Genomic DNA, 22,368 nt, shown 5'->3' with positions numbered 1-22,368 from the left:
ATACGCGATCTTGCGTATGCTTGCGCTGCACAAATTCGAGCCATCCTCACGGCACCAATCGCGTGTCCTCGAACAAAAAGTGGGGTGCTCATGTCAGACGAAGCCAACAAGGGCCTGTTGTCGCCGCTCCGGCGCAAACTATTGATGGGAATGGCGGCCGTGCCGGCCATCACGATGCTGCCGCGGGCATCTTTCGCGCAGGCCCCGGCGACCTCGGCGGTCAATACCACGGGTCTCGCGGTCACCGACACCGAGGTCACGGTCGGCATCCTGCACTCGGCCACCGGCACCATGGCAATTTCGGAGACCGGCTCGATCGAAGCCGAGAAGCTCGCCATCGAGCAGATCAACGCCATGGGCGGCGTGCTCGGCCGCAAGATCAAGTTCATCCAGGAAGACGGCGCCAGCGACTGGCCGACCTTTGCGGAAAAGGCAAAGAAGCTGCTGGTCAACGACAAGGTCGCGGCGATCATGGGCTGCTGGACATCGGCCTCGCGCAAGGCGGTGCTGCCGGTGATGGAGCAGTACAACGGCATGCTCTACTATCCGACCTTCTATGAAGGCCTCGAGCAGTCCAAGAACGTCATCTACACCGGCCAGGAGGCGACCCAGCAGATCCTCGCCGGCCTGAACTGGATCGCCAAGGAAAAGGGCGCGAAGACCTTCTTCTTCATCGGCTCCGACTACATCTGGCCGCGCACCTCGAACAAGATCGCGCGCAAGCACGTCGAGAACGTGCTGAAGGGCAAGGTCGTCGGCGAGGAATACTACGCGCTCGGCTCGACCCAGTTCAACTCGGTGATCAATAAGATCAAGCTGACCAAGCCCGACGTGATCTTTACCGACGTCGTCGGCGGCTCCAACGTCGCCTTCTACAAGCAGCTCAAGGCCGCCGGCATAGACCTCGCCAAGCAGCCGCTCTTGACGATCTCGGTGACCGAGGACGAGATCGACGGCATCGGCGGCGAGAATATCGCGGGCGCCTATGCCTGCATGAAATACTTCCAGTCGCTCGACAATGCGAACAACAAGACCTTCGTGCCCGCGTTCAAGAAGACGTGGGGCGAGAAGACGGTGATCGGAGACGTTACCCAGGCAGCCTATCTCGGCCCGTGGCTGTGGAAGTTGACGGTCGAGAAGGCCGGCTCCTTCGACGTGGACAAGATCGCGGCGGCCTCGCCCGGCGTCGAGTTCAAGGGTGCGCCGGAAGGTTATGTGCGCATCCACGAGAACCATCACCTCTGGTCGAAGACCCGTGTGGGCCGCGCCAAGCTCGATGGCCAGTTTGAGCTCATCTACGAGACCGCCGATCTCGTCGAGCCGGATCCGTTCCCCAAGGGCTACCAGTAAGCAGCGACATCACTCGCGCTTTCCCCAAAGGCAAACCGCTCCCTGGCGTGGATCGCAAGTCCATGCCCAAGACCCCGCGTCGCGACTCTGCATCGCGACGCGGGACCCTTTCCCCGACGGAGGACATCGATGTTCGGCGACTACTCGCTTGGTGACCTTGGCTCCATCTTCGTCATGCAGGGCTTTGCAGGACTGATCCTGTTCTCGGTCTATGTCCTGATGGCGCTCGGTCTTGCGATCATCTTCGGCCAGATGGGCGTCATCAACATGGCCCATGGCGAGTTCATGATCCTCGGGGCCTACGTCACCTGGATGACCTCCAATCTGTTCCAGACCTACATGCCGAGCTTGTTCGGCGGCTACTTCTTCCTCGCGATGATCCTGGCCTTCGTCGCGTCAGGCGCGCTGGGCATGCTGGTGGAATGGGCGCTGATACGGCATCTCTACAAGCGCCCGCTCGACACGCTGCTTGCGACCTGGGGCCTCAGCCTGATGCTGCAGCAGGCCTATCGCTCGGTGTTCGGCGCCCGTGAGGTCGGCGTCGAGCTGCCGCAATGGATGCTCGGCTCGCTGCACGTCACCGACAGCATCGAAGTGCCGATCAACGGTGTCTTCGTGATGGGTCTCACCGCGCTGATCACCATCGCCGTCGCCTATGTCATGTTCAGATCGCGCTGGGGCCGCCAGGTGCGCGCCGTGGTGCAGAACCGCGTCATGGCCGGCGCCGTCGGCATCAACACCGAGAAGGTCGATCGCTACACCTTCGGCCTCGGTTGCGGCATCGCCGGCATCGCCGGCAGCGCCTTCACCATGATCGGCTCGACCGGGCCGACATCCGGACAGCTCTACATTGTCGACACCTTCCTGGTGGTCGTGTTCGGCGGCGCCGCCAGCCTGCTCGGCACCATCGCCTCGGCCTTCTCGATCTCGCAGACGCAATCCACCCTCGAGTTCTTCATGTCGGGCTCGATGGCCAAGGTGCTGACGCTGCTCGCCGTGGTCGGAATTCTGATGCTGCGGCCGCAGGGGCTGTTCGCCCTCAAGGTCCGCAAGTGAGAAAATGGGGCTGATGCAATGACCGACAATCGGTTCTTCAATCGATCGGAGCTGATCGGAATTCTGGTGCTCGCGGTCTTCCTCGTCGTGGTTCTGCCGCTCTCGCTCGATGTCTTCAGGCTCAACCTGGTCGCCAAATATCTGACCTACGCCTTCGTCGCGCTGGGCCTCGTGATCTGCTGGGGCTATGGCGGCATCCTGAGCCTCGGGCAGGGCGTGTTCTTCGGGCTCGGCGGCTACTGCATGGCGATGTTCCTCAAGCTCGAGGCCTCAAGCGTGGAGAACACCAAGATCCAGTCCACTCCCGGCATTCCCGACTTCATGGACTGGAATCAGATCACGGCGCTGCCGTTCTTCTGGAAGCCCTTCAACAGCCTCACCTTCACGATCGCCGCCATCATCCTCGTGCCCGGCATCTTCGCCCTGATCATAGGCACCGCGATGTTCAAGCGCCGCGTCGGCGGCACCTACTTCGCCATCATCACCCAGGCGGTCGCGGCCATCATGACGATCTTGATCGTCGGCCAGCAAGGCTACACCGGGGGCATCAACGGCATGACCGACCTTCGCACGCTGAAGGGATGGGACATAAGGCCCGACCACGCCAAGATCGTGCTGTACTTCTTCGAAGTCGGCTGCCTGCTCGTCTGCATCATGATCGCGCAGTTCGTCCGCCACTCCAAGCTCGGGCGCATCCTGGTCGCGATGCGGGAGAAGGAGGACCGCGTCCGCTTCTCCGGCTACAGTGTTGCCAACTTCAAGATCTTCGCTTTCTGCATCGCCGCAGTGTTCGCCGCGATCGGCGGCGCCATGTTCGCGCTCAATGTTGGCTTCATGTCGCCGTCCTTCGTCGGCATCGTGCCCTCGATCGAGATGGTGATCTACACAGCGGTCGGCGGCCGGCTCTCGATCCTGGGCGCGATCTACGGCACGCTGCTGGTCAACTTCGCCAAGACCAGCCTGTCGGAAACTTTCCCTGAATTGTGGCTGTTTGGCCTCGGCGGCTTGTTCATCGCCGTGGTCCTGGCTTTCCCGAACGGGCTTGCCGGGATCTGGGGCGATTATGTGCAGCCGCGCATCGATCGCCTGATCGCCTCGCGCAAATCGAAACCCGATGGCTGGACGGACAGCTCGGTCGCCGACGGCGCCCCGGCGGAGTGAGGAGATCATCATGCTCGTCGGTCATCACGATGCCGATGCTGCGCTGGCAATGAGGAAATAGGTCATGCTCGTAGGTCACCAGCCCAAGGAATTTCTGCTTGCCGTCGAAGCGCTCACCGTGTCGTTCGATGGGTTCAAGGCGGTCAACGATCTCTCCTTCTACGTCGATGAGAACGAGATTCGCGTCATCATCGGCCCCAACGGCGCCGGCAAGACCACGGTGCTCGACCTGATCTGCGGCAAGACCAAAGCCACATCTGGCTCGATCCAGTTCCGCGGCAAGGAGCTGACGCGGATGAAGGAGAACGAGATCGTCAAGACCGGGGTCGGCCGCAAGTTCCAGAATCCCTCGATCTACGACGACCTCACCGTGTTCGAGAATCTCGAGATCTCCTATCCGCGCGGACGCTCCGTGTTCGGCGCGCTGACCTTCACCCGCGATGCCGCCGTGCGCGACCGGGTGCACGAGGTCGCCGAGATGATCTTCCTCAAGGACCGGCTGCATATGAATGCCGACCTGCTCAGCCACGGCCAGAAGCAGTGGCTGGAGATCGGCATGCTGCTGATCCAGGATCCGGACCTCCTGATGCTGGACGAACCCGTCGCCGGCATGAGCGTGTCCGAGCGCGCCAAGACCGCCGAGCTGCTCAATCGCATCATCAAGAACCGTTCGGTGCTGGTGATCGAGCACGACATGAAGTTCGTCGAGGACATCGCGCACAAGGTCACCGTGCTTCACCAGGGGCAGATCCTCTCGGAGGGCACCATGGAGAAGGTGAAGAACGACCCCAAGGTCGTCGAAGTCTATCTCGGGCATTGAGATGACGAAGTCGCTTGAGTCCGTAGCGGTATTGACGGTGCACCTCTCTCCCAGTGGGAGAGGTCGGATCGCATCGCAAGATGCGATCCGGGTGAGGAGTCTCTCTCCGCGAGTCCAGCTGCCTTTTTCACTTGCGGATGGAGACCCTTCATCCGCCGCGGGCTTCGCCCGCGCCACCTTCTCCCGCCAGGGGAGAAGGAAGGCATACCGAGCCTAGGAGCGCGCATCATGCTGGCAATTTCCGATCTTCACGTCGCCTATGGCCAGAGCGAGGTGCTGCACGGGCTCAATGTCAAGGTCGCGCCGAACGAGATCGTCGCGATCATGGGCCGCAACGGCATGGGCAAGACCACGCTGATGAAATCGCTGATGGGCATCCTGCCGACCAAGAGCGGCTCGGTGACCATGGACGGCGCCGAGCTCGGCTCCTTGCCGAGCTACGAGCGCGTCGCCAAGGGCCTCGCCTATGTGCCGCAGGGCCGCATGATCTTCTCGACCATGACGGTGAAGGAGAACATCGAGACCGGGCTCGTCGTCTCCGGTGGGTCCGAGGTGCCTGAAGACATCTACGAACTGTTTCCGGTGCTGCTGGAGATGAAGGGCCGCCGCGGCGGCAATCTCTCCGGCGGCCAGCAGCAGCAGCTCGCGATCGCACGTGCGCTCGCAACCAAGCCCAAGGTGCTGCTGCTGGACGAGCCGACGGAAGGTATCCAGCCCTCGATCATCAAGGAGATGGCGCGCACGCTGAAGCGCATCCGCGACGAGAAGGGCCTCTCGATCGTCGTGTCCGAGCAGGTCCTGAGTTTCGCGCTCGACATCGCCGACCGCGTGCTCGTGATCGAGAACGGCGAGATCGTGCGCGACGATCCTCGCGACGCCGTCGATGCCGCGCAGGTCTCGAAATATCTGTCCGTCTAATCAACCGTAGTAAAATGGGAGCATCTCGATGCCAGAGACACTGATCAAGGTCGATCTCACCAAGTCGGCTTACGAAAATGACATGGTGCACAACCGCTGGCACCCCGACATCCCGATCGTGGCCTGGGTCAATCCTGGCGACGATTTCATCATCGAGACCTATGACTGGACCGGCGGCTTCATCAAGAACAACGATTCCGCCGACGACGTGCGGGACATCGATCTCTCGATCGTGCACTTCCTGTCCGGCCCGATTGGCGTCAAGGGCGCCGAGCCCGGCGATCTCCTCGTCGTCGATCTGCTCGATGTCGGCCCGCTCAAGGAGAGCCTGTGGGGCTTCAACGGCTTCTTCTCCAAGCAGAATGGCGGCGGTTTCCTCACCGACCATTTCCCGCTGGCGCAGAAGTCGATCTGGGACATCAAGGGCCTCTACACCTCGTCCCGCCACGTGCCCGGCGTCAACTTCGCAGGTCTCATCCATCCCGGCCTGATCGGCTGTCTGCCTGATCCGAAGATGCTGGAGACCTGGAACAAGCGCGAGGCGGAGCTGATCTCGACCAATCCGACTCGCGTGCCCGGCCTTGCCAATCCGCCGTTCGCGGCGACCGCCCATGGCGGCCGCGCCAAGGGTGACGTCAAGGCCAAGATCGGCGCGGAAGGAGCGCGCACCGTGCCGCCGCGCGAACACGGCGGCAATTGCGACATCAAGGATCTCTCGCGCGGCTCGAAGATCTACTTCCCGGTTTACGTGCCGGGCGCGGGTCTGTCGATGGGCGACCTGCACTTCAGCCAGGGTGACGGCGAGATCACCTTCTGCGGCGCGATCGAGATGGCCGGCTGGCTGCATCTGAAGGTCGAGGTGATCAAGGACGGCATGTCGAAATACGGCATCAAGAATCCGATCTTCAAGCCGTCGCCGATCACGCCGAACTACAAGGACTACCTGATCTTCGAAGGCATCTCGGTGGACGAGGCCGGCAAGCAGCATTATCTCGACGTCCACATCGCCTATCGTCAGGCCTGTCTCAACGCCATCGAATATCTGAAGAAATTCGGCTACTCCGGCGCCCAGGCCTATTCGATCCTTGGCACCGCGCCGTGCCAGGGTCACATCTCCGGCGTGGTCGACGTGCCCAATGCCTGCGCCACGCTATGGCTGCCGACCGAGATCTTCGACTTCGACGTGATGCCGTCGGCAGCAGGACCCATCAAGCACATCACCGGCGACATCCAGATGCCGATCTCGCCGGACAAGTGATCCCTGCGCGACGGGATGCGGGACGGCGCCTATCTGCCGCCCCGCATCCGCCAAGTGTGTTGAACAGGCCAAATGCGTGGGAGTGAATGCGATGCCGGTCTACGAATATCTCTGTGACGACTGCGGTCCCTTCAAGGACCTCCGCCCGATGGCGGAATGCGATGATCCGCAAAACTGCCCGCACTGCGAGACCATGGCGCCGCGCGTCATCCTGACCGCGCCGAACTTCTTCTGCATGCCGGCGGAGAAGCGCAAGGCGCACGCCGTCAACGAGCGCAGCACACATGCGCCGCAGACGCTGGCGCAATACAAGGCCTCGCATGGTCCAGGCTGCGGCTGCTGCTCGTCCGGCAAGACCGTGAAGGACAAGATCGGGTCTGACAAGAAAAAGCCCGCGCGGCTGATGACCAAGACCAGAAGCGGCGCCAAGGGTTTTCCGACGGCGCGGCCCTGGATGATCAGCCACTAACCCGCGCGATGACCTCAAACCAATAAAAGACAGGAGCGCTCAAAATGCTTCACGGTGATATCTCCAGCAGCAACGACACGGTTGGCGTCGCAGTGGTCAACTACAAGATGCCCCGCCTGCACACCAAGGCCGAGGTGCTCGACAACGCCCGCAAGATCGCCGACATGATCGTCGGCATGAAGGTCGGCCTGCCCGGCATGGACCTCGTGATCTTCCCGGAATATTCCACGCAAGGGATCATGTACGACTCCAAGGAAATGTACGAGACGGCGTCCGTGGTGCCGGGCGAAGAGACCGCGATCTTCGCCGAGGCCTGCCGCAAGGCCAAGGTGTGGGGCGTGTTCTCGCTGACCGGCGAGCGCCACGAGGAGCATCCGCACAAGGCGCCCTACAACACCCTGATCCTGATGAACGACAAGGGCGAGATCGTGCAGAAGTATCGCAAGATCATGCCGTGGGTGCCTATCGAAGGCTGGTATCCCGGCAATTGCACCTATGTCTCCGAGGGGCCGAAGGGCCTCAAGGTCAGCCTCATCATCTGCGACGACGGCAATTATCCCGAGATCTGGCGCGACTGCGCCATGAAGGGCGCCGAGCTGATCGTGCGTTGCCAGGGCTACATGTACCCGGCCAAGGAGCAGCAGGTCATGATCTCCAAGGCCATGGCCTGGGCCAACAACGTCTACGTCGCGGTCGCCAATGCCGCCGGCTTCGACGGCGTCTACTCCTATTTCGGTCACTCCGCGATCATCGGCTTCGACGGCCGCACCCTCGGCGAGTGCGGCGAGGAGGATTACGGCATCCAGTACGCCCAGCTCTCGAAACATCTGATCCGCGACGCGCGCCGCAACGGCCAGTCGCAAAACCATCTCTACAAACTGGTCCATCGCGGCTACACCGGCATGATCAACTCCGGCGACAGCCCGCGTGGCGTCGCGGCGTGCCCATATGATTTCTACAGGAACTGGATCAAAGACCCCGAAGGCACGCGCGACATGGTGGAGGCGATGACCCGCTCGACGCCAGGCACCGACGAGTGCCCGATCGAAGGCATCCCCAACGAGGCCGCGGCCAGCAATTACTGAGGCGTTGTGAATAGCGCCGTGTGGCAGGCGCTACCGTTTCTTCTGCTCGGGCTGGCGCGGCGGCCGCGGCGCCACGGGCGTGCCGGCCATCTTGTTGGCGGTCTCGCTGACGTCGAGCAGGGAGCGGCGGATGTCCTCGAGGTAAACAGCCGATTTCTTCTTCATGGTGTCGGCGAGCTCGCGCAGCCCCTGCACCTTCTCAAACAGCTCGTCGGGCTTGCCGTCGACGAAGCCGGGCACCACGCTCTCGATCTTCGTGACCGCCTTGTCGAAGCCCGCAAAGGCGCTGTCGACCTTGGCCATCACGGAATCGATTTCGCCGCCCTTGCTCCTGAGATCGGCGGTATGGGTTTCGAATGTGCGCAGCCCCTCCTTGATCGCGGGGGCGTTGCTCACGATGCTGCGGTCGACACTATGCAGGGTGTCGACGATGGATTCGACGTCGCTGAGATCGGCAGTGAGCACGGGAATGCCGTCCGCGTCCAGCGGTACTGGCGGCGCGGAGGGCGCGCCGCCGATCAAGGAGACCGCGGCGACGCCGGTGAGACCCTGGAACTCGATTCCTGCCACGGTGTCCTTGCGGATCGGCGCGGCGTTGTCGAGCATCACGAGCGCCACGACCTTGCGGGGATTGTCCAGCTTGATCGACAGGATCTGGCCCGCGAGAACGCCGTCAAAATTGACCGGGCCGCCGCGGCGCAGGCCGCTGGCGGAGCCGCCCTCGAATACCACGCGCAACTGGCTGCGGCTCTGGATGGTGCGCCATTTCTGCACGCCGAGCAGGCCGCCGAACGCCACGGCGATCACCGCCAGCGTCGCCGTTCCGATCACAAGATTGCTCGCACGTGCCATGCGGCTGAGTTTAAGGCCAAAGCGGGGAAGTTGGAAGAAGGCCGCGATCCTAAGGTAGGGTGGGTTAGCGAAGCGTAACCCACCACCCTCTCTCGTATGCCTGGGGATGAATTGGTGGATTACGCCGCGCTAATCCACCCTACGGTACCAAGCGACGTCAATGCCCCGCCGCGCGTTTTGCCGCAGCGTTGTTCAGAACGATCAGGGCATCGACGGCCACACCTGTCTTGGCATTGATCAGGAACGGGTTGATGTCGATCGAGGCGATTCGGTCTCCGGCATCCGCGATCAAATTGGACAGGCCGACCAGCGCCTTCACTGCGGCGGCCTCGTGCAAGGCCGGCTTGCCGCGATAGCCGCGCATCTTGGCGCCGGCCCTGGTGCGGCCGATCAGGAGCCGTGCCTCGGCCTCGTCCAGCGGCGCGCCGGCGAGGGCTACGTCCTTCATCAGCTCGATATCGATGCCGCCGGTGCCGAACAGCACGACAGGGCCCATCTCGGCGTCGAGCGAGGCGCCGATCACGAGCTCGAGCTCGGCCTTGACCTGCTGCGCGATCAGGATGCCGTCGAGCTTCGGCTTGCCCTTCAGCTTCGCCACCCGCGCGGAAATGTCGGTGAACGCCTTCTTCACCTCGGCCGCGCTGTTGAGGTTCAGCACCACGCCGCCGATGTCGGACTTGTGCAGGATCTCGGCGCTGACCACTTTTGCCACGACCGGGAAGCCGATCTGCCTGGCGATCTTCACCGCCTCCGCCGCCGTCTGCGCGATCGCCTCGTTCGAGATCGGAATGCCATAGGCCTTAAGCAGCTTCTTCGAGGCAACCTCGTCGAGCGCCGCGCCATTCGCCGCGTTCAGGGCCTTTTCCAGCACGGCACGTGCGGCCGGCTTCGAGCTCGAGACGATGTCGGGCACCTCTTTCCGCAGCTTCGCATAGGCGAGCAGCGACTTGATCGCGGTGACCGCGCGGTCCATGCCCTGCATGACCGCAAGATGCGGCAGCGATTTGCGCAGGTCCTTGGTGAATTCCGTGAAGCCGATCGACATCGCGCTGATGTAGATCACGGGCTTGGCCGCGCGGCTCGCCATCTCGTTGACGATACGCAAGTTGCGCTCGCGCACCTCGTGCGGCGCCTTCGGCAGTTCGGCATCGATGATGACGATGTCGATGTCGGGGTCGTCGATCATCAGCTTGATCGACTTCATGTAGACGGACGGGTCGACCACTGCGGCAAAGCCGGCGTCGAGCGGATTGCCGACGATCGATCCCGGCCCGAGCATCTTTGCCAGCTCCGCGCCGACATGCGGACTCGGCGGCGCGAAATTCAGGCCTTCCTTGTAGAAGGCGTCGATCAGCATGCCGCGCTTGCCGCCGGACAATGTGACCGCCGCGAGCCGGTCGCCCTTGGGTACGGCGGCGTGAACGAAACATTCGGTGGTCTCGATCAGCTCGTCGAGGCCGCCGACCCGGATCACGCCTTCGCGCGTGGCGATGGCGTCGAACGTCTCGATCGAGCCTGCCAGCGCGCCGGTGTGGGCCATCGCCGCGGCGCGGCCGCCCTCGGATGCGCCGAGCTTGAGCGCGATCACGGGCTTGCTGGCGGCGCGCGCCGCCTTGCAGGCATCGCGGAACGCCTTGGCGTTGCGGACGCCTTCGAGGTAGACAACGATCACCCTGACGCTCGGATCCTCGGCGAAATAGCGCATCAGGTCCGGCGTCTCGAGCCCGGCCTCGTTGCCCGTCGTCACCATGTAGCCGACCCCGACGCCGCGATCTTCCAGCGCCTGGCGGATCGCCATTACGATGGCGCCGGATTGTCCGGCGATCGCCACAGCGCCCTGTTCCATGGTGACGACGCGGTCGTCGATATTGGTGAAGAGCTTTTCGCCGGCGCTCAAATTGCCGAGGCAGTTCGGACCTGTGACGGCGAGGCCGGTCTCGCGCACCGCTGCCTGCAATTCGGCGGCGAGCTTCTGGCTCTGCTCGTCCTGCAGCTCGCTGAAGCCCGAGGTGACGATGGTGGCCGAGCGCGCGCCGGCCGCGGCCGCGTCTCGGATCACCTGCACCGCGAAGCGCGCCGGCACCAGCACGAGAACGTGATCGGGCCTTTCAGGCAGGCTGGCAAAATCCTTGTAGCAAGGCACGCCCCAGATCGTCTCGCGCTTGGCGTTGACCGGATAGAGCCCGCCCTCGAAACCGTATTTGACCAGATTGTTCCAGATCCGCTCGGCATAATTGCCGGGCTTGTCGGTCGCGCCCACGAGCACGATGTTTTGCGGGTGCAGCATGGCGTGGATACGCTTGACGATGTCGCTGGCATCGGGCGGCGGGGACCATGGACGGGACGCGAACGCTGCAGACACATGGGCTTCCATGGCGTGACCTCACCTCTTGTTCTTATTTGGTGGCGCGTCACTCTGTTCTATGGCGACTCCTTCGGAGTGGCAACCATGTGGGTTTCATGCCGTGTGGTGGAATGAAATGCGCACCCCGGTGGGCGATTTATCTGTCGGCTTCAATCAATGTTGCATGCAGGATGTAGCGCTCGGGGCCGGAGGTGACAGCGTCGAACGGCCAGCAGGTCGCGAGGATGAGCTCGAAGCCCGGTGCCGTGGCGTCGATACCCGATTCATCGAAACGGACCACGTTCGAGGAATCCGCGCGATAGCGAAAATTCCTGCCGTCGCTGCGTGTGACATCGATGACGTCGCCCATGACAACATTCCGTAGGAAGTGGAAATGAGTGTCGCGATGCGCGGCATACACCGCAGTTCCGCGTTCGCCCGCATCAGCCGTTTGTTGAATGTGACCGGGTCCGAAAGCGAGCGCCTGTCCGCTCGCGCCTTCCAGCACGATGGCGCTGGCGCCGATCCGCTTCACCTCGATCCGCGCCACCGGCCAGGTGTCGGCCCACGACCACGGCTTGACCGGCTGGCCCGTCGCAACGCTTCGGTCGAACGCCCGCTCCAGCAGCACCTGCGCGAGCCATGCCTTGGCGTGGATGTAGGCGCCGTCGCCGAACAGGATGAGGCCGATGAGTGCCAGAGCGAGAGGGGAGATGAGGCGGGGCATTGTGCTTCCCGTCATTGCGAGTGCAGCGAAGCAATCCAGAATCTTTTTCGCGGACGCAGCCTGGATTGCTTCCTTGCGCTCGCAATGACCTTGTCAAAAAAGGCGCGCGCGGCCGTTTTACGGGACGGGCAGCCGCGCGCGCTAACAGAGGAGTTCGGGGGGCTCCTCTCTCAAGCGGCGTCGGTGAGCAAGGGCCGACGCCGGTTGAACATGAACAGGATCAGGGCGAGCACGATCAGGACCAGACCTGCGATCAACTTCAGCTCGGCCGAGGTCGCCGTCTTGGGCAGCCGGATCGCATCGGGCGCCGCGGGCGTCGGCCGTCGCGTCGTCGGCTGATTGCGCGCATCGGCATGGCGTTCGCGCAACTGTGTCGGGGTCAGATGCGGCCGTTCGCCAAAGACCTTCTCGAAATCCCAACCGGCCGGCAGATTGATCGGCAATTCGTCGAGCTTGAGCGGTTCGCCTTCGGGCCGGCTCGGGGTCTTGTCGACCGCGACGAGGCTGGTGAGCCGCGTGACGAGTTGGTGGTCGAGCGCCAGCGCCAGGATCGCCTTGTCGGACTCATCCGGCGTCATCTCGCGCAAGGTGCGTGCGACCTCCGCATCGCCGATCTTGCGCCTCGCCCAGAGTTTTGACAGGCCCTTGCCTTCGGCGGCATTTTGCAGCGGCAGCGTCACCGACCACGGACGGTCGCCGACGCGGCCCTTGATCTCGAGCGAGCCCGAAAGCTTGTCGAGCCTCGCCGCCACCACTAGCGGCTCGTCGCGATAGACGTCGGGAATGATCGCCGGGGTGATGTCGGCCCTGGCGTCGGAGAATTTTGCGCTGAGGCCGGTTACGACCGGGTTCTCCAGCTTGGCGAACAGGCCGCGCATGCGCTCCTCGACCTGCTCGACCGAGCCGATATGGGTGAAGGCGCCGCGGCCGAGCTCGGCGGCACGCGTCATCAGATAGGTGTTGGGCGCGGAGCCGATTCCGACCATGAATATGCGCGAGCGGCCGCGCAGCGTCGTGATGGTCTCGAACAATTGCTGCTCGTTGCCGATTGCGCCGTCGGTCAGGAACACGACCTGGCGAACCATGCTGGTGTCGCCGAGCTTATCGGTCAGTGCCGCCCGCATCGCCGGCACCATCTCGGTGCCGCCGCGCGCCTGCAATCCATTCACGAAACCGAGTGCTTCGCCGAGATGCGCGGCGTCGGCCGGCATGGAGGCCTGAAACAGCACGTCCATGGTGTCGTCGAAACGGATCACGTTGAAGCGGTCATTCGGCTGCAGGCGCCCGAGCGCATAGAGCAGACTCGCCTTGGCCTGAACGATGGAGGTGCCGCCCATCGAGCCGGAATTGTCGATCACGAACACGACTTCGCGCGGCAGCGGCTTCTGCATCGCCTGCTCGGCGCTCGGCGGGGTGACGAAGGCGAGCAGATAATCGGCATCGCCGACATGCTCGCGGAACAGCCCGACCGACGGCGCCTTGTCGGCGGCCGGCTTCCAGGTCAGCTCGAAATCGCGGTCGGCGGGGACAGCGCCGTCGGCGAGCGTGATGATGCGCGTGGCATTGTCAGGGCTTTCCGTCTTGACGTTGTGATGGTGGCTCTTGACCTCACCGAGGGCAAAGCCGGCCTGCAGGCGCACCGTGATGCTGGTCGGATTGACCGGCGCGTTCCTGGCGGGGTCCAGCACGGGCGGCAAGATGCGATCGCGATCCGGCACAGGATTCGACGTCGTCGCGCCCCAGCCGGAGCCGTCCTGGCGGAAGTCGACGCTCTGCACGATCGGCGCCGGATTGTAGCGCGGGGCGACCGCCAGCGGCAGGCGCAGCGAATATTCATTACCGGATTGGTGCACCGGCTCCTGATATTCGATCTGCACCAGCACGGTCTCGCCGGGGCCGATATTGGCGACCGAGTTGGTGAAGATGTTGGGCCGCTCCTGCTCGGTTAGCGCGGCCTTCTGGCCGGCGCTGCGCGCCTGCTCGTAGATCACGCGAGCCTGCTGCCGCTCCTTGATGTCGCCGACGATGACGCGGTCGCCGACCACCATTTTCAGCGTGTCGACAGCGCCATTGGTCGCGAGCGGATAAACATAGGTCGCCTCGACCCAGTCCTTGCTCGGATTGCGGAAGATTTGCGTGACACGGGCGCGCAGTGTCGGGCCCGATACCGTGATGTCGATATCGGTGCCGAGGCGGATCGCCTCGGTGGTGGCGCCGTCCTCCTTCAGCAGCAGACTGCCGGACCTGGCATCGCCGGGCCGAAGCAGGCTGGCTTGCTCGGTCGTTGCCGACCAGCCCGTTCCGAAGCTCACCAGCAGCGCCACGAAGGCGACCAGCATCACTGCGATACCCTGCGCGAGGAGAAACAATCCGATCTTGATCAGCCGGCTCAACAGGGGATGTTCGTCGCTGTCGGCGGTGTCGTAGGTGCTCATTTGGCCTGCTCCCGAAGCGTGTTTGCTGGCCTTCAGCATCCGCCGGGAGGGCGTGATTTCGCGAGCAGAATGATCGGCAATGTTCCGCCGCGGTCGGCCCGGGCAGGCGGCCGCCCGGCGGCCATGTGCGGTTTTGTGCTGGTTTGTCCGCCCTGCTAGGATGGCGCTTCCAAGGCAGGGTTGACGATGCAGACGCAGGCCGACAAGCAGCTTTCAGACGAGCAGAGCCGCGAGATCGCGGAGACCATTCGCGAGGAGCTGGCCAGACGCCGGATCTCCCGGCAGGCGCTGGCCGAGCAGGCCAAGCTTAGTCTGTCGACGCTGGAGAAGGTTTTAGGCGGCCGCCGGCCGTTCACCTTGGCGACGACGGTCCGGCTGGAGCAGGCGCTGGGCGTGTCCTTGCGCAAGAGCGCCGCCGTGGCGACGCCTCCGGCCGCAAACGACGTCGCGCCCGACAGCCTCGGCTCCTATGCGCATCGCGCGGTGACCTGGCTCGAGGACGTCTACATCACGCTGCGGCCGTCCTTCGGCGACAAGGACGCGATTTTCGCCTACCGCACCGAGATCGTCTGGGAGCCGAAGCTCTCATCGCTGGTCTTCCGCGAGGGTGAGCGGACCGATACCGCCTATGAGCACACCGGCGAGGTCGCCGTTCCCCACCAATCCGGCTTCATCTATCTCGTCATCATCAAGCACGGCCAGCATCGCGTGATCACGGTGTCGCGGCCGACGGTCGCCGGCGAGATGTACGGCATCATCTCGACGCTTCGCGCCGGCCCCGGCTCCCAGCTGACGCCGATCGCCGCGCCGATCGCCTATGTGCCGATCAGGAATATTCCGAAGCCATCTTTGGGACGGGTTGCACCCAACGACGCCAATTATGAGGTGTACCGGAAGCACCTGCGCCGGACGGTGGAAGAGCCGTTTGCGCTGTTCCTGCCGGCATAGGTTCATCCCCGCGGATAAAGAGATGGCGGGCTCGCAGCCGCCATCTCCCGGACACGGACCGTTCGCCGCGCGCTAGCCGCTCGGCTCCGCGCTGATGATATCGCCGAACAGCTCCCACTGGCCCTTCTTGAATCGCCACATCTTGAGCTGCTCGATCGGTGCGAAGTCCGTGGACGAGGTGTTGATCTTGATTCCCGGGATCAGCGTGTCGGGGACGAAGTCCTTCAGGCTGGCAGCCTGCTTCATCACGTTCTCACGGGTCAGATTGTCCCCGGACTGCTTCAGCACCTGCACCATCGTCTGGGCTGCGGCATAGGCGTAAACCAGATTGGCGTCGGAGATGTTTGCGCCGGGCATGTATTTGTCGATGAAGGTCATGAACTTCTTCATGCCCTCGTCGTCCTTCCACTGCGGATCCGAGGCATCCTTGAGATAGCCGGCCGACAGCACGCCTTCGGAGGCCTCGAGGCCGGCCGGCTTCATCACCGCGCCGATCGACACCGAGACGTCGGTCATCAGATGCATCGGCTTCCATTCCAGTTCGGCGATCTTCTTGATCGCCTGGGCCGCGAATTTCGGGGTCGCGATGTTGACGAACACATCGGCGCCGGTGCCCTTGAGCTTGACGATGTGGGCGTCGATCGACGGCTCCGATGTCTCGTAGCTCTCCTCGGCCACGATCAGTTTCGAGGCCTTGTCGCCGAACACGTCCTTGATGCCGGCGAGGTAGTCCTTGCCGAAATCGTCGTTGGCATAGAAGATCGCAACCTTGGCGTCCGGCTTCTCCTTCAGGATGTATTTTGCGAAGATCTGAGCCTCGACCCGGTAGCTGGGCTGGAAGCCCATGGTCCATGGAAAATTCTTCGGGTCGTTCCACTTGCTGGCGCCGGTGGCGAGGAAGAGCTGCGGCACCTTCTTGGAGTTGTGGTATTTCTGCACGGCGGTCTGGGTCGGCGTGCCCAGCGCGTTGAACACCAGGAAGACCTCGTCGCTCTCGATCAGCTTGCGGACTTGCTCAACGGTCTTCGGCGGCGAATAACCGTCGTCATAGGAAATCCAGTTGATCTTGCGGCCATTGATGCCGCCCTGGTCGTTGATCATCTTGAAATACGCTTCCTCGGTCTTGCCGATGATGCCGTAGGCGGAGGCGGGGCCTGAATAGGCCTCGACATTGCCGATCTTGATCTCGGTGTCGGTGACGCCGGTGTCGTATTTCTTCTGCGCCTGGACGCCTTGAGTCGAGAGCAACGTGAGGGCCGCTGCCGCGGCGAGCAGGGAGAGTTTCTTGTTCTTCATGGAAATTCCTTGGGGTTCTTGTTGGTTGGGGCAGGCACTTCAAAACAAAAGCGCCCGCGAGGGGCGCTTCGATCAGGCGTTGGCGGCTTTCCTGTCGACCTCCGAGGCGACGGAGAACTCTTTTCGCAGCGTCGGCTTGTGGATCTTGCCGGTGGCGTTGCGCGGTAACGCATCGACGAATCGGATCTGCCGCGGACATTTGAAGCGCGCCAGATTGGCCGCGCAATGCGCGAACACATCCGCCTCAGTCAGCCGCTGGCCCGGTTTGACCGCGACGATGGCAAGGCCGACCTCGCCCCATTGCGAATCGGGGATGCCGATGACGGCCGCTTCCGCGATGGCGGTGAGCTGGTGCAGGACGTTCTCGACCTCGGCCGGATAGACGTTCTCACCACCCGAGATGTACATGTCCTTCCAGCGATCGACGATGTAGTAGAAGCCCTCCTCGTCGATGCGCGTCGCATCGCCCGTGTGCAGCCAGCCGTCGGTGAAGGAGGTCTTGTTCGCCTCCGGCCTGTTCCAGTAGCCCGGCGTAATGTTCGGGCCCTTGACCCAGAGCTCGCCGAGCTCACCGACATCGGCGTCGCTGCCGTCGGGCCGCACGATCCGCACCTCGGTGTGCAGCACAGGCTTGCCGGCGGAGCCTGCCTTGCGCGCCGCATCCTCGCGGTCGAGCACCAGCACGGCCGGGGAGGTCTCGGTCATGCCGTAGCCCTGCTGCAGTGCGACGCCGCGCGCCTCCCAGACCTTCAACAGTGGCACCGGCATCGGCGCGCCGCCGACACCGCCGACGATCAGCCGGCCGAGATCGGTCGTTGCGAACGCCGGATGCTGCGCCATGAACTGGTAGATCGCGGGCACGCCGAAGAACACGTTGATGCCCTGCGCCGGATCGTTGATCAGGCCAAGCGCTGTGCCGGGATCGAAGGCGCGCATGATCATCACGGTGCCGCCGGCATGCAGCACCGGATTGGTGTAGCAATTCAGCCCGCCGGTGTGGAACAGCGGCAGCACAGTGAGCAGCACCGAGGACGGCCCGATGCAGGCGGGGCCGCCCAGATTGACACAATTCCAGAAGGTCATGCCGTGGGTGATGGTCGCGCCCTTCGGATGCCCGGTCGTGCCCGACGTGTACATGATGGTCGAGACGTCATCGAGCGTGACCTCCTCGATCGCCTCGAGCAGCTTTGCGGCGGCGATGCCGGCCTCATAGCTGCCGCCCGGGCCAAGCAGCAGGGTGGTCCCAACGTTGCAGAGCTTGGCGACGCTGAGCGCCGTCTCGGCCAGGTCCGCGTCGTGGATCATCACCTTCGGCGCGCAGTCGGCGGTGATGAACTGGAGTTCGGGGACGGTGAGGCGGGTGTTCAGCGGCACGAAGATCGCGCCTAACCGCCCGCAGGCGAACTGTACCTCCAGCGTATCGGTCGTGTTCAGCGCCAGCACGGCGACACGGTCGCCGCGGGCGACCTTCAATGTGTGACGCAGGAAGGAGGCGAGGCGGGAGACGCGGGCGTCGAGCTGCGAATAGCTGAAGCGGCGCTCGCTCGCGAGATCGATGACCGCAACCTTGTCAGGTGTGCGGCGGCCATGGTGGGCGATCCAGTCGTAGTAACGAACGGCCAAATATCCCTCCCTCGGCGGTCTTGTGCCGACAGCCCTGTTGCCGTGCACCATGCCCGGCATGGCCCCAAGGGCCAGCCGGAGTTTGTGCACCACGTCTTTTTTGATTTGGAGTTGGCCTGCGAGGAGCGAAAATCGTCTTGCGTTGAGTTGCTAGGACATACGCTGCGCTGGAGCGGTTCCCCGGTCAGCCACTCTGCGCAAGTGAACGGCAGATGTTCCAGCCATGGTGGACGCGACGAATCCGCCAGCAGGGCGAGACTGTAATGAAGAGCCCGTTCTATACCGCCGAGCACGACGCCTTCCGCGACCTCCTGCGCCGTTTTGTCGAGAAGGAGATCGCCCCGTTCGCTCATGAATGGGACGAGGCCGGCGAATTTCCGCGCGATCTCTATCGCAAGGCGGCCGAAATCGGCTTGTTGGGACTCGGATTCCCCGAGGAATATGGCGGCATCGCCGCCGACCAGTTCATGAGGATCGTGGCCAGCCAGGAATTGGCGCGGGCCGGCGCCGGCGGCGTCAGCGCCAGCCTGATGAGCCACACCATCGGCTCGCCGCCGATCGCGCGGGCAGCGCGACCGGAGGTGAAAGCGCGCGTGCTGCCGCAGGTGCTAGCAGGCGAAAAGATCTCCGCGCTCGCGATCACCGAGCCGGGCGGCGGCTCCGACGTTGCAAACCTCCACACCAGGGCGCGGCGCGATGGCGATCACTACGTCGTGACCGGCGAGAAGACCTTCATCACCTCGGGCGTGCGCGCCGATTATCTGACCGTTGCGGTACGGACCGGCGGCGAGGGCGCCGGCGGCGTCAGCCTGCTCCTGATCGAGGGCGACACGCCCGGCCTGTCGCGCACGAAGCTGAAGAAGATGGGCTGGTGGGCTTCCGACACCGCGACGCTGCATTTCGACGGATGCCGCGTGCCGGCCGAAAACCTGATCGGCGAGGAGGGCCAGGGCTTCAAGATCATCATGCGAAACTTCAACAGCGAGCGGATGGGCATGGCGGCGAGCTGCACCGCTTTCGCCCGCGTCTGCCTCGATGAGGCGATCGCCTACGCAAAAGAGCGTAAGACCTTCGGCAAGCCGCTGGCCCAGCATCAGGTCATCCGCCACAAGATCGTCGACATGGCGCAGAAGGTCGCCGCCAGCCAGGCGATGCTGGAGATGCTGGCCTGGCGTCTCGAGCAGGGCGAGAGCCCGGTTGCCGAAATCTGCATGATGAAGAACCAGGCGACCCAGACCATGGCGTTCTGCGCCTCGGAAGCCGTGCAGATCTTTGGCGGTGCAGGTTTCATGCGCGGCATCAAGGCCGAGCGCATCTACCGCGAGGTCAAGGTCAACGCCATCGGCGGCGGCACCGAGGAGATCATGAAGGATCTGGCGTCACGGCAGATGGGATTGTGACAACCATCGTCCCGGGGCGCGCGTAGCGCGAACCCGGAACCCAGAGATGAGTCGAACATATCGAGATTCCGGGTTCACCCGCGTTGCGGGCGGTCCGGAATGACAGGAAACAAAATGCTATTCACCGCCGACCACGACGACATCCGCCGTTCCCTGCAAAAATTCATCGCCAACGAGATCAATCCTCATGTCGATGCATGGGAAAAGGCCGACATCTTCCCGGCGCATGAGCTGTTCAAGAAGATGGGCAGCCTCGGCTTCCTCGGTTTGAACAAGCCGGTCGAGTTCGGCGGCTCCGGCCTCGATTACTCCTTCGCGCTGATGATGGCGGAGGAGCTGGGCGCCATCACCTGCGGCGGCGTGCCGATGGCGATCGGGGTGCAGACCGACATGGCGACCCCGGCGCTGGCGCGGTTCGGCTCCGACGAGGTGCGGCGCGAGTTTCTGGCGCCCTCGATCTCCGGCGACTATGTCGCCTGCATCGGCGTCTCCGAGCCCGGCGCCGGCTCCGACGTCGCCTCGATCAAGACCAATGCGCGCTCCGACGGCGACGATTACGTCATCAATGGCGGCAAGATGTGGATCACCAACGGCACCCAGGCCGACTGGATCTGCCTGCTCGCCAACACCGGCGATGGTCCGGTCCACCGCAACAAATCGCTGATCTGCGTGCCCATGAAGAGCAAGGGCGTCACGGTCGCGCGAAAGCTCGACAAGATGGGCATGCGCTCGTCCGACACCGCGCAGATCTTCTTCGACAATGTCCGCGTGCCCAAGCGCAACCGGATCGGCGAGGAAGGCAAGGGCTTTACCTACCAGATGATCCAGTTCCAGGAGGAGCGGCTCTGGGGCGCGGCGGCCTGTTTGAAAGCGCATGAATACATCATCGACCAGACCATCGAATACACCCGCAACCGCAAGGCTTTCGGTCACAGCATCCTCGACAACCAGGTCGTGCACTTCAAGCTTGCGGAGATGCAGACCGAGGTCGAGCTGCTGCGCGCGCTGATCTATCGCGCGGCCGAGCAACTGGTCGCCGGCGAGGACGTGACGCGGCTTGCGACCATGGCCAAGCTCAAGGCCGGCCGGCTCGGCCGCGAGCTCACCGACGCCTGCTTGCAATATTGGGGCGGAATGGGCTTTACCAACGAGACGCCGGTCAGCCGCGCCTATCGCGACAGCCGCCTGACCTCGATCGGCGGCGGCGCCGACGAGGTCATGCTGATGGTCCTGTGCAAGATGATGGGTACGCTGCCGGGTAGTAAGGGGAAGGCTTGATGATCACGCTCTATCACTGCGAAGCTGCGCGCTCCTTCCGTCCGCTCTGGATGATGGAAGAGATGGGGCTGCCCTACGAATTGAAGATGCTGCCATTCCCGCCGCGCGTTTTCGCAAAGGAATATCTCGCGATCAATCCGCTGGGCACCATTCCGTTCATGACCGACGGCGAGACCCGGATGACGGAGTCCTCCGGCATCTGCCACTACCTCGGTATCAAATATGGCCCGACCCCCTTGATGGTCAGCTCCGAGGATCCCGCCTATGGCGCGTTCCTGAACTGGATGTATTTCAGCGATGCCACGTTGACCTTCCCGCAAACGCTGGTGCTCCGCTACAGCCAGCACGAGCCGGAGCAGCGGAACAATAAGGTCGTGGGCGACTATGCGAAATGGTTCCTTGGGCGGCTGCGCGCAGTTGAGGCCGCGACTGCAAATGCCGATACATTGTGCGCAGGCCGCTTCACCGCCGCCGATATTGCGATCGGTTTTGCGCTCCGGCTGGCCGAAACCACCGGTCTGGCGAAGGATTTCGGGCCAAATGTCGCGGCCTATTGGACCCGCCTGCAGCAGCGCGACGGCTTCAAGCGCGCCGTTGCTGCGGAGCAAAAGGCCGGGATCGAGCAGAATGTTGCGTCGCGGGTGAGGGCGTAAGGGACGCCGTCATTCCGGGGCGCGCAAGAGCGCGAACCCGGAATCTCGCGCAGCAATCTCCGGGTTCCGGGTTCGGTCCTTCGGACCGCCCCGGAACGACAGCGCGCGTGTTCATGACAGCGCTATCCCGTCGTGACAGCGCCCAAATTTCCGCTAAGGTGACCTCCGTCCGCAGCGGCCAAAGAGCCGCGCGAGGAGGAGCCCAATGGAAAATAACGGTCGCGAATCCGACCATCTGATGCTGATCACGCCGGAGCGGGTGTTCTATGCCGGCCTGCTCGGCCGCCCCCGCAAGCGGACCCCGGGCTGCTGCCACGTCTATGTGGCTGTGAAGGGCAATCTGCACCTGACCATCGACGACACCCTCGCCACCGGCGAGTTGTTCGTCACCCTGCCGAACCAGCGGCATTCCATCGCCAGCGACTATCGCACTGCAATCAGCGTAACGCTCGAGCCCGAGAGCATGCCGGATGGCGTCATCGAGACCCTGGCCGAACGGCTCACGGGACCTGATCGCGCCGTCTACGCCCGCAAGATCCTCGCTGCCTACGCGCTGCTGCGGCAGCGCCGCTACGGCGACATCACCACCGCCGAGTTCGACGAGATGTGTTTTGGCGAGGCGCTGCCGCGCCGCGTCCTCGACCCGCGCGTGATGCGCGCGGTCGCCCGCATCGAGCGCTTCTCCGGCGAGCCGG

The 22,368-nt window shown here is 63.6% G+C and carries 18 protein-coding genes and 1 pseudogene; 13 read left to right on the top strand and 6 right to left on the bottom strand.

Going from position 1 to position 22,368, the window contains the following annotated elements; genetic code table 11:
• Positions 1–90 precede the first annotated feature (90 nt).
• From urtA to A5906_RS02265, 8 genes are all read left to right on the top strand, one after another.
• Positions 91–1,350: an urea ABC transporter substrate-binding protein gene (urtA, locus tag A5906_RS02300; RefSeq protein ID WP_080133637.1), complete on the top strand. Its 1,260-nt coding sequence runs from the start codon at positions 91–93 to the stop codon at positions 1,348–1,350.
• A gap of 129 nt (positions 1,351–1,479) precedes the next feature.
• Positions 1,480–2,406 carry an urea ABC transporter permease subunit UrtB gene (gene urtB / locus A5906_RS02295; RefSeq protein WP_080133636.1) on the top strand — a complete coding sequence of 309 codons (927 nt, stop codon included), beginning with the start codon at positions 1,480–1,482 and terminating at the stop codon, positions 2,404–2,406.
• An 18-nt stretch (positions 2,407–2,424) separates the two neighbouring features.
• On the top strand, positions 2,425–3,567 hold the full coding sequence (urtC, locus tag A5906_RS02290) for an urea ABC transporter permease subunit UrtC (RefSeq protein WP_080133635.1): 1,143 nt from the start codon (positions 2,425–2,427) through the stop codon (positions 3,565–3,567).
• 64 nt (positions 3,568–3,631) lie between these two features.
• Entirely contained in the window at positions 3,632–4,387 is a 756-nt protein-coding gene (urtD, locus tag A5906_RS02285; protein WP_080133634.1) for an urea ABC transporter ATP-binding protein UrtD, read from the top strand.
• A 228-nt stretch (positions 4,388–4,615) separates the two neighbouring features.
• Positions 4,616–5,305, top strand: a complete 690-nt coding sequence (gene urtE, locus A5906_RS02280; protein ID WP_018644392.1) for an urea ABC transporter ATP-binding subunit UrtE — start codon at positions 4,616–4,618, stop codon at positions 5,303–5,305.
• A gap of 28 nt (positions 5,306–5,333) precedes the next feature.
• The gene (gene fmdA, locus A5906_RS02275) at positions 5,334–6,563 is read left to right on the top strand and encodes a formamidase (RefSeq protein ID WP_024336981.1); all 1,230 of its coding nucleotides are present in this window, start codon (positions 5,334–5,336) and stop codon (positions 6,561–6,563) included.
• A gap of 91 nt (positions 6,564–6,654) precedes the next feature.
• The gene (locus A5906_RS02270) at positions 6,655–7,032 is read left to right on the top strand and encodes an FmdB family zinc ribbon protein (protein ID WP_080133633.1); all 378 of its coding nucleotides are present in this window, start codon (positions 6,655–6,657) and stop codon (positions 7,030–7,032) included.
• A 44-nt stretch (positions 7,033–7,076) separates the two neighbouring features.
• A complete protein-coding gene (locus A5906_RS02265; RefSeq protein ID WP_080133632.1) occupies positions 7,077–8,117 on the top strand; it encodes an aliphatic amidase in 1,041 nt (346 codons plus the stop codon).
• Between the two features lie 30 nt (positions 8,118–8,147).
• Here A5906_RS02265 and A5906_RS02260 read toward each other — a convergent pair whose 3' ends face one another.
• The 4 genes from A5906_RS02260 to A5906_RS02245 all read right to left on the bottom strand — a co-directional run bounded on the left by A5906_RS02260 (position 8,148) and on the right by A5906_RS02245 (position 14,475).
• Positions 8,148–8,969, bottom strand: coding sequence for an MlaD family protein (locus A5906_RS02260; protein ID WP_080133631.1), 822 nt, complete (start codon positions 8,967–8,969; stop codon positions 8,148–8,150).
• A gap of 157 nt (positions 8,970–9,126) precedes the next feature.
• Positions 9,127–11,343 (bottom strand): acetate--CoA ligase family protein, encoded by a 2,217-nt coding sequence (locus A5906_RS02255; protein ID WP_080133630.1) that lies wholly within the window; start codon positions 11,341–11,343, stop codon positions 9,127–9,129.
• Positions 11,344–11,470: 127 nt separating this feature from the next.
• Entirely contained in the window at positions 11,471–12,040 is a 570-nt protein-coding gene (locus A5906_RS02250; RefSeq protein ID WP_080133629.1) for a class GN sortase, read from the bottom strand.
• A gap of 170 nt (positions 12,041–12,210) precedes the next feature.
• Positions 12,211–14,475 carry a marine proteobacterial sortase target protein gene (locus A5906_RS02245; RefSeq protein ID WP_080134029.1) on the bottom strand — a complete coding sequence of 755 codons (2,265 nt, stop codon included), beginning with the start codon at positions 14,473–14,475 and terminating at the stop codon, positions 12,211–12,213.
• Positions 14,476–14,661: 186 nt separating this feature from the next.
• On the opposite strand from A5906_RS02245, the gene A5906_RS02240 reads away from it, so the two are divergent.
• Entirely contained in the window at positions 14,662–15,423 is a 762-nt protein-coding gene (locus tag A5906_RS02240; protein WP_080134028.1) for a helix-turn-helix transcriptional regulator, read from the top strand.
• 72 nt (positions 15,424–15,495) lie between these two features.
• On the opposite strand, the gene A5906_RS02235 is transcribed toward A5906_RS02240, so the two are convergent.
• Positions 15,496–16,719: an ABC transporter substrate-binding protein gene (locus A5906_RS02235; protein WP_080133628.1), complete on the bottom strand. Its 1,224-nt coding sequence runs from the start codon at positions 16,717–16,719 to the stop codon at positions 15,496–15,498.
• A 72-nt stretch (positions 16,720–16,791) separates the two neighbouring features.
• On the bottom strand, positions 16,792–18,342 hold the full coding sequence (locus tag A5906_RS02230) for an acyl-CoA synthetase (RefSeq protein ID WP_080134027.1): 1,551 nt from the start codon (positions 18,340–18,342) through the stop codon (positions 16,792–16,794).
• Between the two features lie 263 nt (positions 18,343–18,605).
• Here A5906_RS02230 and A5906_RS02225 point away from each other — a divergent pair, with 263 nt between their 5' ends.
• The 4 genes and pseudogenes from A5906_RS02225 to A5906_RS43680 form a co-directional block, all read left to right on the top strand.
• A complete protein-coding gene (locus A5906_RS02225) occupies positions 18,606–19,742 on the top strand; it encodes an acyl-CoA dehydrogenase family protein (protein ID WP_080133627.1) in 1,137 nt (378 codons plus the stop codon).
• Positions 19,743–19,856: 114 nt separating this feature from the next.
• A complete protein-coding gene (locus A5906_RS02220) occupies positions 19,857–21,020 on the top strand; it encodes an acyl-CoA dehydrogenase family protein (protein ID WP_080134026.1) in 1,164 nt (387 codons plus the stop codon).
• The gene (locus A5906_RS02215; RefSeq protein WP_080133626.1) at positions 21,020–21,673 is read left to right on the top strand and encodes a glutathione S-transferase family protein; all 654 of its coding nucleotides are present in this window, start codon (positions 21,020–21,022) and stop codon (positions 21,671–21,673) included. The genes A5906_RS02220 and A5906_RS02215 overlap by 1 nt, the downstream gene beginning before the upstream one ends.
• Before the next feature lie 205 nt (positions 21,674–21,878).
• Positions 21,879–22,368: pseudogene (locus A5906_RS43680) on the top strand (AraC family transcriptional regulator); the annotation flags it as partial.

Origin of the sequence: Bradyrhizobium sacchari, from assembly GCF_002068095.1 — a bacterium.
Taxonomy (GTDB): Bacteria; Pseudomonadota; Alphaproteobacteria; order Rhizobiales; family Xanthobacteraceae; genus Bradyrhizobium; species Bradyrhizobium sacchari.
This window is presented reverse-complemented; position numbering and strand designations above follow the sequence as displayed.